This window comes from Anaerostipes faecis (genome assembly GCF_910574135.1).
GTDB classification, from domain to species: Bacteria; Bacillota; Clostridia; order Lachnospirales; family Lachnospiraceae; genus Anaerostipes; species Anaerostipes hominis.
In genome coordinates this window covers 135715-150433 of the sequence record NZ_CAJSYK010000003.1, presented here as the reverse complement: position 1 = coordinate 150433, position 14719 = coordinate 135715, and the positions used below count along the sequence as shown (strand labels likewise).

At 43.6% G+C, this 14719-nt stretch carries 14 protein-coding genes; 8 read left to right on the top strand and 6 right to left on the bottom strand.

Features of this window, described 5'->3' with window-relative positions; translation table 11 throughout:
* Positions 1-16 precede the first annotated feature (16 nt).
* From QGT46_RS04050 to QGT46_RS04035, 4 genes are all read right to left on the bottom strand, one after another.
* Positions 17-487, bottom strand: a complete 471-nt coding sequence (locus QGT46_RS04050; protein WP_024729287.1) for a hypothetical protein — start codon at positions 485-487, stop codon at positions 17-19.
* Between the two features lie 79 nt (positions 488-566).
* Entirely contained in the window at positions 567-1304 is a 738-nt protein-coding gene (locus tag QGT46_RS04045) for a lysophospholipid acyltransferase family protein (RefSeq protein ID WP_148459094.1), read from the bottom strand.
* 28 nt (positions 1305-1332) lie between these two features.
* Positions 1333-2781 (bottom strand): nicotinate phosphoribosyltransferase, encoded by a 1449-nt coding sequence (locus tag QGT46_RS04040; protein ID WP_148459095.1) that lies wholly within the window; start codon positions 2779-2781, stop codon positions 1333-1335.
* Between the two features lie 119 nt (positions 2782-2900).
* A complete protein-coding gene (locus QGT46_RS04035) occupies positions 2901-3158 on the bottom strand; it encodes an HPr family phosphocarrier protein (RefSeq protein ID WP_024729290.1) in 258 nt (85 codons plus the stop codon).
* 750 nt (positions 3159-3908) lie between these two features.
* Between QGT46_RS04035 and ileS the strand changes: the two genes are divergently transcribed.
* The gene (gene ileS / locus QGT46_RS04030; RefSeq protein ID WP_148459096.1) at positions 3909-7025 is read left to right on the top strand and encodes an isoleucine--tRNA ligase; all 3117 of its coding nucleotides are present in this window, start codon (positions 3909-3911) and stop codon (positions 7023-7025) included.
* A 112-nt stretch (positions 7026-7137) separates the two neighbouring features.
* Here ileS and cptIN read toward each other — a convergent pair whose 3' ends face one another.
* Complete coding sequence (gene cptIN, locus QGT46_RS04025) at positions 7138-7599, bottom strand: type III toxin-antitoxin system CptIN family toxin (RefSeq protein ID WP_148459097.1); 462 nt, start codon at positions 7597-7599, stop codon at positions 7138-7140.
* Between the two features lie 308 nt (positions 7600-7907).
* Here cptIN and QGT46_RS04020 point away from each other — a divergent pair, with 308 nt between their 5' ends.
* The 3 genes from QGT46_RS04020 to QGT46_RS17210 all read left to right on the top strand — a co-directional run bounded on the left by QGT46_RS04020 (position 7908) and on the right by QGT46_RS17210 (position 10001).
* A complete protein-coding gene (locus QGT46_RS04020) occupies positions 7908-8846 on the top strand; it encodes a SpoIID/LytB domain-containing protein (RefSeq protein WP_148459098.1) in 939 nt (312 codons plus the stop codon).
* Between the two features lie 44 nt (positions 8847-8890).
* A complete protein-coding gene (locus QGT46_RS04015) occupies positions 8891-9577 on the top strand; it encodes a M23 family metallopeptidase (RefSeq protein WP_301589673.1) in 687 nt (228 codons plus the stop codon).
* Between the two features lie 175 nt (positions 9578-9752).
* Positions 9753-10001 carry a GIY-YIG nuclease family protein gene (locus tag QGT46_RS17210; RefSeq protein ID WP_148459100.1) on the top strand — a complete coding sequence of 83 codons (249 nt, stop codon included), beginning with the start codon at positions 9753-9755 and terminating at the stop codon, positions 9999-10001.
* Positions 10002-10783: 782 nt separating this feature from the next.
* On the opposite strand, the gene trhA is transcribed toward QGT46_RS17210, so the two are convergent.
* Positions 10784-11428: a PAQR family membrane homeostasis protein TrhA gene (gene trhA, locus QGT46_RS04005; protein WP_024729295.1), complete on the bottom strand. Its 645-nt coding sequence runs from the start codon at positions 11426-11428 to the stop codon at positions 10784-10786.
* 215 nt (positions 11429-11643) lie between these two features.
* Here trhA and QGT46_RS04000 point away from each other — a divergent pair, with 215 nt between their 5' ends.
* The 4 genes from QGT46_RS04000 (at position 11644) to QGT46_RS03985 (ending at position 14661) form a co-directional block, all read left to right on the top strand.
* A complete protein-coding gene (locus QGT46_RS04000) occupies positions 11644-12003 on the top strand; it encodes a DUF134 domain-containing protein (RefSeq protein ID WP_148459101.1) in 360 nt (119 codons plus the stop codon).
* Complete coding sequence (locus QGT46_RS03995; RefSeq protein WP_024729297.1) at positions 12000-12389, top strand: NifB/NifX family molybdenum-iron cluster-binding protein; 390 nt, start codon at positions 12000-12002, stop codon at positions 12387-12389. Before QGT46_RS04000 ends, QGT46_RS03995 begins: the two co-directional genes overlap by 4 nt.
* 143 nt (positions 12390-12532) lie before the next feature.
* Complete coding sequence (locus QGT46_RS03990) at positions 12533-14116, top strand: DEAD/DEAH box helicase (RefSeq protein ID WP_024729298.1); 1584 nt, start codon at positions 12533-12535, stop codon at positions 14114-14116.
* Positions 14117-14253: 137 nt separating this feature from the next.
* Positions 14254-14661, top strand: coding sequence for a Fur family transcriptional regulator (locus QGT46_RS03985; protein WP_024729299.1), 408 nt, complete (start codon positions 14254-14256; stop codon positions 14659-14661).
* The last annotated feature ends 58 nt before the right edge of the window (positions 14662-14719 follow it).

Genomic DNA, 14719 nt, shown 5'->3' with positions numbered 1-14719 from the left:
TATGTTTCAATTCTGCCTATTTCCTGCCTGAAACATTACGGGATGCTTCGATCGTTTTCTTCTTAAACTTCTTGAAGAATCCTTTGGGCTCCTGCGGCGGTGCAACGTTGCGCAGATTGTGGATTTCGGTAATATATATGCCGCTGACTTTGGCTTTGATCTCGGTTTTGACAGGCACTTGATCGTAGATCAGTTCATCACATAACAATGGAGTGATCTTCGGCCCGATCTTTACTTTTACCACAGGTACTTTGGCAATCTTGCCGCGCTTTGGAATCTGGTCGATGACCATCTTCGGAAAACCTGCCTCTGTCATCTTCATCTTCTTTTTATCAATGACCAGCATTGAATACATCTGAGCTGCACTTTCCAGCTGTGCCCGCTGGGCTTCCTGCTTCTTCTGAAGTTTGTTTCCTACAAAATACAGAATGGCAAGAACAGCAATAATGACGACAGCAATAATCAATAAAACCATCCATACTTGCATTTCTTTCTTCCTCCTGGCTTTTCACATCTTAAACTTCATGCCCTCGTACGGCATGCCTAAAAAACATTATATCATCTTTTCAGGCCATTGTCTTATGTTTTTTTCTCATTTCGATAATTTCTTCACGAACTGTCGCCCCCAGATGTTTCTGGGCCTGGCGGTCCAGCTGGTCTGGATAGATCGGCCGGCCGAATGTGATATGGACCTCTGCAGGCTTCACAGTGTATTTTTTGTTGTTCTCCAGAATATCCGGCGTACCGGAGATTGCCATGGGAATTACCGGCACCTTTGATTTCAAAGCGGGTCTTAGGCTGCCTTCTTTAAATGTGTGTGGATCTTCATCCTGGCTTCTTGTGCCTTCCGGGAAAATGACCATGGAAAATCCGTCCTTCAGATACTGGGTGCCTTTGTTGATCGTCTTCATACCTTCTTTGATATTTTTTCTGTCCAGAAACAGGCAGTTGATGAATGTCATCCAGTGGCTGAGGCAAGGAATCTTACCCATCTCTTTTTTCGCGAAAAATCCGGCGCCGTGGGGAGTTGCCACGTAGCTGCACAGGATATCGTAATAACTGCTGTGATTCCCTACATAGAGGACCGCGGTATCCTCGGGTATATTCTCGCGTCCTTCTACGATGACTTTAGTGCCTGCAAACCGAAGGCAGATCTTAAATGCATTCATGACCATAGACTGGGCTTTCCTTGCCCTGCGGTGTTCCTGCCCGGTTTTATTCCAATGGTTAAACAGCGGGTACATCGGAAAAGTGAGAGTCAGGAAGAAAAAAAGATATATGATATCAGCAAAAAAACGAATCATAGAGATTCTCCTTTCAATATTCTTTATTTTACGGCTTTTGAGAGAGCAGCTTATTTTTTAAATCATACAGAGGTTTAGAGAGATCCACATAGACATTCTGCGGATTGACTAAACGCCGAGTCTCGTCCCACAGAGTGTTGAGCTCTCCGGTACAGTAATCTCTGATCTCCATAGCCGAAGGAGTTTCGTAGACACACTGTCCTTTCAGGAACACGGGAACCAGGAGTTCTCTGAGTGTATAGGTTCCACCTATGATCGTGGATTTTTTCCAGGTAGCGATCGGGTCAAAAATGACCAGGTCCTCTTTGCTGGAATAAGCTTCATCTGTCAGGCAGATCAAATCCGCACGGATCTTGCCTGTGGTCTTGTCATAAATCCGATAAACAGTTTTATTTCCCGGGTTTGTAACCTTGGCAGGATTTTCCGAGATCTTGATCTTTGCCGTAAAGTCTTTTTCACCCTGATGCTTTGCAGCCGCAAGCTTATATACACCGCCGAACGCAGGACAGTCTGAGGAGGTAATAAGCTTGGTGCCGACTCCCCAGGAGGTGATCGGAGCACCCTGGAGTTTTAAACTCTGTATGAGGTTCTCGTCCAGATCGCTGGAGGCGGATATAATAGCCTCGGGAAATCCTGCTTCGTCCAGCATGGCCCTCGCTTTTTTAGAAAGATAGGCAAGATCTCCGCTGTCTAAGCGGATACCGATTTTGCGGGGATGTATGCCCTCTTCCCGCAACTCTTTAAAAACCCGGATGGCGTTGGGGACACCGGATTTTAATGTGTCATATGTGTCTACCAGAAGCATGCATGCATCCGGATACAGAGCGGCATAGGTTTTAAATGCCGTATATTCGTCCGGAAAACTCATGATCCAGCTGTGGGCATGGGTGCCCAGCACCGGAAGGTCAAACATCTTCCCGGCAAGTACATTGGAGGTGCCGTCACATCCGCCGATCACTGCGGCTCTGGCTCCGTATGTCCCGGCATCGGCACCCTGGGCACGTCTCAGTCCGAATTCCATAACACCGCTTCCGCCTGCTGCATAGACGACGCGGGAGGCTTTCGTGGCAATCAGGCTCTGGTGATTGATGATATTTAATATGGCAGTCTCAATCAGCTGGGCTTCCATCATAGGAGCGATCACCTTTAAGAGCGGCTCCATCGGAAAAACAACAGTGCCTTCCGGAATGGCATAAATATCACCGGTAAAATGGTATCCTGCAAGGTATTCCAGGAAATCTTCATCAAATATGTCAAGGCTTCGCAAGTAGTCAATATCTTCATATGAGAAAGACAGGTTTTTGATATAATCAATAACCAGCTCAAGTCCGCAGGCAATGGCATAGCCGCTGCCGGAAGGATTGTCCCGGTAAAAGACGTCAAAAATCACGGTCTCGTCATTGCCGGACTTGTAATATCCCTGCATCATGGTCAGTTCATAAAGGTCCGTAAGCAATGTAAAATTTCGAGTCATCATCCCCCGATATCTCCTTTGTGTAGTTAGATTTTGATTTATCGTCATTTTTATATATTATATCATAAAATGTAAACTAAAAATCATGAGTTTTTACCGCAGTTTCCGTCGCGGGATGAATTTTAAAGTTCCGTTTCCAGAATATTCAGGAGCTGCTCTCCGACGGATTCTTCATTTGGTCCCTCAACCGTGACAGATATCTCATCCCCGCATCCGGCTCCCAGGGCCATGAGATCAATGGGATTTTCGGCAGCAGCCTCAATACCTCTGCAGGAAAGCACGATAGAGCAGCCGGTATTTCTGGCTAAAGCAATGATAGAGACGCAAGGACGGGCATGGAGTCCGTTCGGCGCCTCAATTTTATAAGAAAGTGTTTTCATGAGATAAAACCTCCAAATGTTACCTGATTTATTTTGGTATTTTGATATAATCTTATTACTATCTATGGTAACATATTGTGAAAGAAAAAATCCATAAATTTGTTTGGAGAAAAAGATTTTTATGTCATTTATTAAGATTTCATAATGCAGAAGAAGGCGAGGCCGGTGTTGTTTTATTGTGACTGCAGGGAGGAAGATCCGTTCCGTGATTTTACAGATGCGGACCTGCGGTTTTTGTTGTCGGGAACAGAAATTCATGAAGGTGGTTGACATTTAAAAATGCCTATACTAAAATAAACACAAATAAACATTTTCAAAGAGCGTTGACAGAGACAGTACTTATGCTGTAAAAGCAGAGAGCGAGTCAGGGGCGGTGGGAGCCTGATGCAAGTAGCACATAAGGAATATCACTCTTGAGCTGCAAGCTGAATAAAGTAAGCTGTGCCGGCATCCTCCGTTATCAGGATAACATATGTCAGTATGTGAAATAGGTGGTATAGAAGCAGCAAGTGTTGTCCTATTTTAGGGCAGCACTTTTTTATTCCATAGGAAAGTTCTACGAACCTCCCTATGAAATAAAAACGCTCCGCGGGTTGTGCACAGATGCGTAAGGAAATTATTTGCCTGCGGCAAATTGCATCAGGCACGCAAAGTTGTCAAGCCCCTCAAAGATTGAGGGGTTGGGGAGATGAAGTGGGCCCGCCCACTTTGTTCTTCCATAGCTTATTAATAAAAAAGGAGAAATAGACGATGTACAAGAAAGTATCTTCCGACTTGAATTTTGTTGACCGCGAAAAACAGACAGTAGAGTTCTGGAAAGAACACAAGATTTTTGAAAAGAGTATCGAAGAGAGAAAAGGGGATGACACCTATACTTTTTATGACGGGCCTCCGACAGCAAACGGCAAACCGCATATCGGCCACGTCCTGACACGTGTCATCAAGGATATGATTCCGCGCTATCAGACGATGAAAGGACACAAGATCATCCGTAAGGCAGGGTGGGACACCCATGGTCTTCCGGTAGAACTTGAAGTGGAAAAGAAGCTTGGACTGGACGGAAAAGAACAGATCGAAGAATACGGACTGGCTCCTTTCATCAAAGAATGTAAAGAAAGTGTCTGGAAGTATAAAGGCATGTGGGAAGATTTTTCAGGTGTGGTAGGCTTCTGGGCAGATATGGACGATCCATATGTAACTTATCACAACGACTATATCGAATCAGTCTGGTGGGCATTAAAACAGATCTGGGACAAAGGTCTTCTTTATAAGGGATATAAGATCGTCCCTTACTGTCCGCGCTGCGGAACCCCGCTTTCCTCTCACGAGGTTGCCCAGGGGTATAAAGATGTAAAAGAAAAATCAGCTATCGCAAGATTCAAAGTAAAGGGAGAAGACGCCTATATTCTGGCCTGGACCACAACCCCATGGACCCTTCCGTCAAACGTAGCACTCTGTGTGAATCCGAATGAGACTTATGTCAAAGTGGAAAATGACGGATATACTTATTATCTGGCAGAAGCGCTCTGTGACAGTGTTCTCGAAGGCGAATACAAGGTGCTTAAGACATACAAAGGAACAGACCTGGAATACAAGGAGTACGAGCCGCTGTTCTCGTTTGTGACACCGAAAGAGAAAGCATATTACGTAACCTGCGACACCTATGTAACGCTGACAGACGGTACGGGAGTGGTACACATCGCCCCTGCATTCGGTGAGGACGATGCTCAGGTCGGCAGAAAGTACGGACTGCCGTTCGTACAGCTGGTGGATGAAAAAGGTGAGATGACAAAAGAGACACCTTGGGCAGGAACATTCTGTAAAGAAGCGGATAAACTGATCCTTAAAGATCTGGAAGAAAAAGGGCTCTTATTTGCGGCACTTGACTTTGAGCACAGTTATCCTCACTGCTGGAGATGTGATACTCCGCTGATCTACTATGCGAGAGAATCCTGGTTTATTAAGATGACGGATGTAAAAGACCAGCTGATAAAGAACAATAACACCGTCAACTGGATTCCGGAAAACATCGGTAAAGGACGTTTCGGGGACTGGCTGGAAAATGTCCAGGACTGGGGTATTTCCAGAAACCGTTACTGGGGAACTCCGCTGAATGTCTGGGAATGTGAATGCGGACATCAGCACGCCATCGGTTCTATTGAAGAGTTAAAGAGCATGTCTGACAACTGTCCGGATGACATCGAACTGCACCGCCCATATATTGACGATGTGACCGTGAAGTGTCCGGAGTGCGGAAAAGAGATGCACCGGGTGGAAGAAGTCATCGACTGTTGGTTTGACTCAGGCTCCATGCCGTTTGCCCAGTGGCATTATCCGTTTGAAAATAAAGAAATCTTTGAGGAGAATTTCCCGGCGGACTTTATCTCGGAAGCAGTGGACCAGACAAGAGGATGGTTCTATTCTCTCCTGGCGATCTCTACATTGCTGTTTGACAAGGCTCCATATAAAAATGTCATTGTATTAGGCCATGTCCAGGATGAAAACGGACAGAAGATGTCCAAGTCCAAAGGAAATGCAGTCGATCCTATGGAGGCACTGGCAGAGCACGGGGCAGATGCCATCCGCTGGTATTTCTATACAAACAGCGCCCCATGGCTTCCAAACCGATTCCATGGAAAAGCTGTTACTGAGGGTCAGAGAAAGTTCATGGGAACACTGTGGAATACCTATGCATTCTATGTGTTATATGCGGAGATCGATCAGTTTGATCCTACAAAATACAGTCTGGATCATGACAAACTGCCGGTCATGGACCGCTGGCTTTTATCCAAGCTGAATTCTCTGGTGAGGACTGTAGATGAGAATCTGGGCGCTTACAGGATTCCGGAAGCAGCAAGGGCTCTTCAGGAATTTGTCGATGAGATGAGCAACTGGTATGTAAGACGATGCCGTGAGAGATTCTGGGCAAAGGGAATGGAGCAGGATAAGATTAATGCATATATGACCCTTTACACTGCTTTGACGACTGTCTGCAAGGCAGCGGCTCCGATGATTCCGTTCATGACGGAAGAGATTTATCAGAATCTCGTAAAGAGTGTGGATCAGGAGGCTCCTGAGAGCATCCACCTGTGTGACTTCCCGGCTGTGGACGAAAGTCTTTGTGATAAAGAGCTGGAAGAAAATATGGACGCTGTACTGAAGATTGTAGTTCTCGGACGTGCGTGCAGAAACAGTGCAAGCATTAAGAACCGCCAGCCGATCGGGCAGATGTATGTAAAAGCACCTTCAGAGCTGCCGGAATTTTATCAGGATATTATCCGCGAAGAATTAAATGTAAAAGCCATTGAATTTACGGATGATGTTTCAAACTTCACCACTTATAATTTCAAACCGCAGTTAAAGACGGTTGGACCGAAATACGGAAAACTCTTAAACGGTATCCGCAAGCATCTGACAGAGCTGGACGGAAATAAGGCCAAAGCAGAGCTGGATTCCAAGGGAATGCTTGAGTTTACTGTGGATGGTATGCCGGTGGAACTTTCCGAAGAAGATCTCTTGATAGAAATGGTGAAGCAGGAAGGCTTTGTGACAGAGGCGGACAGTGAATTTACTGTTGTGCTGGATACGAATTTGACAGAAGAACTTCTCGAAGAAGGATTTGTCCGCGAAATCATCAGCAAAGTCCAGTCTATGAGAAAAGAGGCGGGATTTGAAGTGATGGATAAGATCACGATCTTTTATGAAGCAAATGAAAAAGTCAACGAGCTGATCTCAAAAAATGAAAGTACTGTCATGAACGATGTGCTGGCTACGGGGATTGTGTCAGGAGAGGCAGCAGGCTTCACGAAGGAGTGGAATATCAACGGAGAAAAAGTAACTCTTGGGGTGAAAAAGAACGAAGAATAAAAATCATCAGATAAAGATGAAAAAGAGATGGGCGGGATATCATCAGCAGATGGGTATCCCGCCCATCTTTTGCAGATAAAAAGCAGGGATATGTAAACGATAAAATATTGTATCACTTTAACTTTTTTAGCATAGACAAAACGTCTGGCTGGGTAGGAGTAAATTTAACGCCTCGTTTGAGCATACCTAGAACTTTTTTTGCTTTCGTTTGGACAATCTTGGCGGTATGTTGGCTGGTTAATTTTAAATGATTCCCGGAAATGGTAAAGGGACGCTTGATATATTTTTCTGTTATAGGAAACATATCCTGTATTAAGAAAACACTTTCGATGCCGGTGTCCAATTTTGCAATATGCAGAATATCACAAGGTCTGCCATCAGAAATGCGCTGATCCATGAGCTTTTGATATTTCATAATCTTACTGCTCATAGGAATCATCCAGTAAATTTCATGTGAGATATCCCGAAAGCAGTAATAATGTGGCCTGGATTCAAGTTTATTGCCTTTCAGATATGGATCATTCATGTCGTGGAAAAATTCATCTTTTATAATGTAGAATCCTGAGATTGTCATATAAATATCCCTTTTTAGTATAATTATGTAAATAAAGATTATAAAAACTTCCCACAATTTGTGGGAAGTTTACAACCCAACTACTTATATACCGCATATTGGTCAGCGGTAAACTTACAACCCAACTACTTATATACCGCATATTGGTCAGCGGTAAACTTTGTATATTTATCATAACAAGGTTTTTACGTACTGTCAATATTTATTTCTATTTATATACAATTATGATTGATTATGTAAAATAGTTTTTGGAATACATTCTGCCTGTCCTGAATAAAATAATAAGACGGACAGGAAGGGGGATTTTGATGAGAAATAAATTGTCCTACCTTTTCTTTTTACTGTTTCTGTTCTGCAGTGTTCCATATCTGCTGACAGTAGTGCTTTCAGGAAAAGAAGAAGCAAAACCTGTGGATTTTCAGACACACACCAGCGGCTATACTGTGACAGTAAGCGGAAAACCAATGGACTTAGAAGCCTATCTGCTGGGTGTATTGCCGACACAGATTTCTATGGATGATGAAAAAGAGGCGCTAAAAGCCCAGGCGGTCATTTTGAGGACAGATATTATACGAAGAATGGGTGATAAAAAGAACATAAGCCAGGATTCTCTTCCATACAAATATGAGTCGGATGACAACCTTCAGGAAAAGTTAGGGGAACAAAAATATAAAATAACCGATCAGTCAAGAAAACAGGCAGTCGGGGAGACGACCGGGGAGGTCATGACATATGAGGGAAAGTACATACAGCCGTATTTCCATGGCATCAGCGTCGGTACTACTTTGAGTGCCAAAGAATGGTTCGGAAAAGAGATCCCTTATCTTCAGGAAAAAGACAGTTTGAAAGATGTGGAATCATCGGAATATATGACTGGTATCCCAGTTACATACGGACAGGTGGTGACTCAGCTAAAAAAGGAGAAAAAGATCAGTCTGTCGGTGGAAGAAGCCAAGAAATCCATACGAATCAAAGAAAAGACGGGAAACGGTTATGTCAAAAAGGTACAGGTAGGAAAATATGTTATGACCGGAGAGGCGTGGGCAAAATGCTTTCAGCTGAATTCTACCAACTTTTATCTGGAGCCGTATGACGGCAAACTGAGGATGGTCGCCTTGGGAAAAGGACTTGGACTCGGACTGTCCCAATACGGAGCCAATGAGCTGGCCAAGGACGGAAAAAGCTATAAAAAAATCTTAAAATATTATTACACAGGAATTCAAATTACAAAAATGTCTGATCAGTGAATAAAGCCTCTGAATTCGGTAAAACTATCACTGAGGTGATGAAAATGAAAGGACATAACCGGGACGTCTCTTCCCCATTAAAGAAATACTATGCGGTGATGCTGGTAGGACTGGCCCTTTTTATCGGGATCATGACATATTACAGCATAGAATTTAAAAATAAAAGAGACTTAGCAAAACAGCAGGTAGATTTAAACAAGGATTCTGTCGGTGTCAATAACGGGGCTACCGAGGGAACAACAGAAGCAACGACAACAGAAGCGACAGAGGCAGAGACTGAAAAGACCACAGAGACTATGAACCAGAATACGGTATCATATGATGGAAAAACAAAGCTTGCCTGGCCGCTGACAGGAAACATTCTGATGCCTTACAGCGTAGACTCCACTATTTATTTTGAATCCCTGGATCAGTACCGGGTAAATAAGGGAATCATGATCGAGGCAAAAGAGGGAATGGCAGTAAAAGCTCCGAAAAATGCAAAAGTAGAAGAAATCCGCAAGACCGAAGAATACGGACAGACTGTACTCCTGGATTTAGGAAATGGTTACACCGCTTTCTACGGACAGCTGAAAGATCTTGCTGTGAAAGAAGGAGATATGGTGACCAAGAACCAGATCCTCGGTAAGGTGGCGGCTCCTACTGACTGCTTTACACTGGAGGGTGCAAATGTGTACCTGCAGATGGAAAAGGACAAGAAGACAATTAATCCAACCAGTTATTTAGAATAGTGGAACAAAGATGTAAAAATATCGTATACTATATAAGAAGCAAAAATAACAGTCAATGTACTTTCTACTTTACTTTGCTTTTTAGGGTATTTTACTTTTCACATCTTTGGCTGCTGTAGAAGAAAGGCTGCCGCTTCGGCAGCTTTTTCTTCGAATAAACGAAGGAGAATTATAGATGAAGAACTATACATATATTTTAAAGTGCAGCGACAAGAGTCTCTACACAGGATGGACCAATGACATTGAAAAACGGCTGAAGTCCCACAACGAGGGCAAAGGCGCCAAGTACACAAGAGGCCGGACGCCGGTTGAACTTGTGTACCTGGAGGAGTTTGATACAAAAGAGGCGGCGATGAAAAGAGAAGCCGCCATAAAAAAGATGAGCCGGGCAGAGAAATTAAAACTGCCCGGCATAAAAGTGTGAGTTTTTCAGCACTATTTCCGTCGCACTTTGTTGTAGAATCGTTGCGAGCTGTAACCGTGAATCCGGAACGGTCTACTGTGTGTGCAGATACTCTTCTGTTCATGACTGCTCCTTCTAGGCCAATTACAATTATCGGAGTAGAAGAAAAAGCTTCGGTAAAATTCACCCTTGCATCTACGGTAGAAGAAGCGTTTACACTGACACTTCCTCGGTTTATCAATATTTTTCTATTTGCAAATTTATCTAGTTGTGAATTGGTATTATCTAAGCTGGTTTTATCTGCTTTTAAAGCCGAAGTTGTATTATTTAAAGCCAAATCTAAATCATCAGCCCTACGATTCACTTCACTGATCGCTTCTGTATGTTTCCGGTAAGCCTCAATATTCACCAACCCGCTGGAATCCAGTACAACTTCAAACGGTACCGTATTGGAAGTATTAAAATAAAAATTCCACGTAACAGAGTACCCCGGGCTTTCTGCTTCAGAAGGAACATGTTTCGCCTGTGATGCCTGTGAAATGCAAAACAATATCTCACCTTCATCCGGATCTTCCGCGAAAAAACCAACCTGCCATAAGTCATAGCTCTCTTTTAAACCTGTGTTTTCCCAAATATTCATTTCTTTCTCCTTTGTAAAAAAATGATTTGTTAACTGCAGAAATGAATATAGCATGATGACCGCGGGCAATGTGGGCAAGTTTGGGTTTGCGCAGAAAAAAAGAAACACAATGCTTCTGTGTTTCTTTTGATATCTCCCCAATATGCTGCCTCCAAACAAAACGTTAAATAAAAAACATCATGATCAAATGGCAGGCGCTTCCTCCCATGACGAACAGATGAAAAATTTCATGCAGTCCGAAATTCTTCCGGTGGTTTTCAAACCATGAAAGCTTCAGGGCGTAGATGATGCCGCCTACGGTGTAAATGATACCGCCGGCCAAAAGGAGTCCGAAGCATACTGCAGACAATTTCTTAAATAACGGAGATATGGCTATGACGCAGAACCAGCCCATGGCGATGTACATGACAGATGACACCCATTTAGGACAAGTCACCCAGAACATTTTAAAAACAATTCCTAAAATAGCGATGATCCAAATGGCGGTCAGCAGCCCGTAGCCCACTTTGCCGCCCAGTACTATGGTGCAGATCGGTGTATAGGAACCCGCTATCAGGATAAAGATCATAGCATGATCGAGTTTTTTCAAGACTTTCATGACATGTTCAGAAGAATAGATGGAGTGGTACGTTGTGCTGGCCCCGTACAGGCCGATCATACTGAGGACAAAAATAGTCAAAGAGGCAATGCGGATATAGTCATGGGTCTTTATACTGCTGACAATCAAAGGAATACCAGCCGCAATGGATAAAACCATGCCTATAAAATGTGTGACAGCACTTCCGGGATCTTTCAGTCTATAATTCATAGTGTATATACCTCCGATAAAAACTTGAGTCATTAATATATTATATGTAGTAATGAAAACTATATTCGGTGTATTTATATACTACTACTACAGTGCAGTCATTTCAAGGATTTTTCCTATATTTATAAAAAGTTAAGATATTAATTGACATATGTCAGAAATGTGGTATCATAATAAATGACATATGTCAGTAAAACCACCAAAGGAGAAAACGGATGCCGAGACCCAGAAAATGCAGAAGAGTCTGTGCCATGCCGGAGAATCAGGGCTTTGAGCCGCTGGGAAAACAGGAAAAATACTGCGGAAACAGAATCGTCAAGATGAGTATTGATGAATACGAAACCATTCGGCTCATTAATTGGGAAAAGCTCACTCAGGTGCAGTGTGCGGAGCAGATGGGGATTGCCAGGACCACGGTTACAGGCATCTACGATTCTGCCAGAACTAAGCTGGCTGATGCTCTCATTCATGGAAAAATGTTAAAGATTCAGGGCGGGGATTATACACTCTGTTCTGGAGATAAAGAAAAATGCAGCGGGCACTGCTGTAAAATAGAAAAGGAGAAAGAAAGATGAAGATAGCAGTAACTTTTGAAAACGGAGATATTTTTCAGCATTTCGGACATACAGAGCAGTTTAAGATTTATGAAACAGCCGACGGAGAAGTGTTAAACAGTGAAGTCGTATCCACCATGGGAAGCGGGCACGGTGCTTTGGCAGGATTTTTACAGGAACACGGGGCAGATACTCTGATCTGCGGCGGAATCGGTGCAGGGGCACAGGAAGCTTTAAAGGAAGCAGGAATTACTCTGTACGGAGGAGTTTCCGGAAGCGCGGATCAGGCTGTTGAGGATCTGCTTAAAAATGAACTATCCTATGACGAAAATGTCATGTGCAGCCATCACGGTGAAGACCACCATCATGACGGAAACTGCGGGGAGCACGGCTGCGGCCGTCACTAATTGTCGAAAGACAGGCACATCGTCTTCTTGACGCGGAACATGAAAATGTGTTATAGTTGATAACGTTGTTGCTCTGGATTGTCAGCATGCCTGACAACCCGGAGCATTATTTTTGATTGAAAGAGAAAGATACAGAGGAATTTATGGACGCAGTAAGATTTGATGAGTTGAATATTAATGATAAAATATTAAAAGCAGTGAAAGAGATGGGCTTTGAGGCTTCCTCTCCGATCCAGGGGGCGGCAATCCCGGTGATTCTTGAGGGAAGAGACATTGTTGGTCAGGCACAGACAGGAACCGGAAAGACCGCTGCATTTGGAATACCGCTTTTGGAAAAGTTGGATACCAAGGTGAAAAAGCCTCAGGCAATGATTTTATGTCCCACAAGAGAACTGGCGATCCAGGTGGCAGATGAGATCCGTAAATTAGCCAAATTTATGCATGGAGCAAAAGTGCTTCCGATCTATGGGGGACAGAACATTACAAATCAGATCCGGTCCCTCAAAGCAGGAGCCAATATTATAGTAGGAACACCGGGCCGTATCATGGACCATATGCGCCGTCATACTTTAAAATTAGAAGATTTGAAAATGGTAGTCCTGGATGAGGCGGACGAGATGCTGAACATGGGATTCAGAGAAGATATTGAAAGCATTTTAAAAGAAGTGCCGGAAGAAAGGCAGACTTTATTATTCTCTGCCACGATGCCAAAGGCGATCCTGGACATTACAAAAAAATATCAGAAGGATTCCAAGCTGATCAAGGTAGTGCGCAAGGAACTGACGGTACCGAATATAGAGCAGTACTACTATGAGGTAAGGCCGAAACAGAAGGTTGAAGTGCTCTGCCGTCTGCTGGATATGCATTCTCCGAAGCTTTCTATCGTATTCTGCAATACAAAACGTATGGTAGACGAAGTTGCGGGAGAGCTGAAAGGCCGGGGATACTTTGCAGAGGGAATTCACGGAGATTTGAAGCAGAGTCAGAGAGACCGTGTCATGAAAAGTTTCAGAGGCGGGCGCGTGGATATCCTTGTGGCAACAGATGTGGCTGCAAGAGGCATCGATGTAGATAACGTAGATGCAGTATTCAATTACGATCTCCCTCAGGATGATGAGTTTTATGTGCACCGGATTGGGCGTACTGGACGCGCAGGCAGGACCGGAAATGCATTTACTTTTGTAGCCGGAAAAGAAATTTATAAGCTGAGAGACGTACAGCGATACTGCAAAACAAAGATTAAGGCAAGACCGATCCCCAGTATAAACGATGTTCAGGCTACCAGAGCAGAAAAGAGCCTGGAAGAGATCACAGGGCTGATCGAAGAAAATAATCTGGATAAATATGTGGATATGTTGGATGAGTTTATTAATGAGACTGACTTCACTGCATTGGAAATCGCCGCGGCATTTTTGAAAAAGCAGATTTCTGAAAACGAAGAGGAAGTTCGCCAGGGTGAAGATTTTGGAGATACCGGTGCCGAAGCCGGTATGGTGCGGCTCTTTATCAATATCGGAAAGAAGAAAGGTGTCAGGCCGGGGGATATCCTTGGGGCGATTGCAGGGGAGTCCAGTATCTCCGGTGATTTGGTAGGTGCCATTGATGTGCATGATCAATATACATTTGTAGAAGTGCCGAAAGAGGTTGCAAAAGACGTTATGTACGGAATGAGACACGCAAAGATCAAAGGGAAAAGTGTCAGCATGGAGCCGGCAAACAGGAAATAAATACAGAGCACTATGACGGAATGAATTTTCGTCATAGTGCTTTTTTTCGCATATTTCTCAAGTAAGGTCCTTGACAACACATGTAAGGTGATTTATACTAAAAACAGTAACAATTATTATTATGAGAGGAGACGCCTATGCAGCCTGCGACGAAAAGGAGCAAGCAGAGGGATGCGATCATTAACTTTTTGATGACGAGAAAAGATCATCCGACTGCGGATACCATTTATGTAAATATAAAAGAAGAGTTTCCAAACATCAGCTTAGGTACGGTTTACCGCAATCTGGCACTGCTGTCAAGCCGCGGTGATATCTTAAAACTGAGCTATGACGGCGGGGCAGACAGATATGATGCTAATGTTGGTCCGCACTATCATTTTATATGCAAAGAGTGCGGGGAAGTTATCGATCTTGAGATGGACCCGATCGACTATGTGAATGCGATTGCAAGCGCCCAATTTAAAGGTCGTGTAGACGAGAATGTCACTTACTTCCGTGGGGTATGTGAAAAATGTTTAAAAAAAGATATTGACAATACAAAATAGCGGTGTTATCATTAGATCAGTAAGAAAACAGTAATAGTTACTGATATCTTAACTGGGT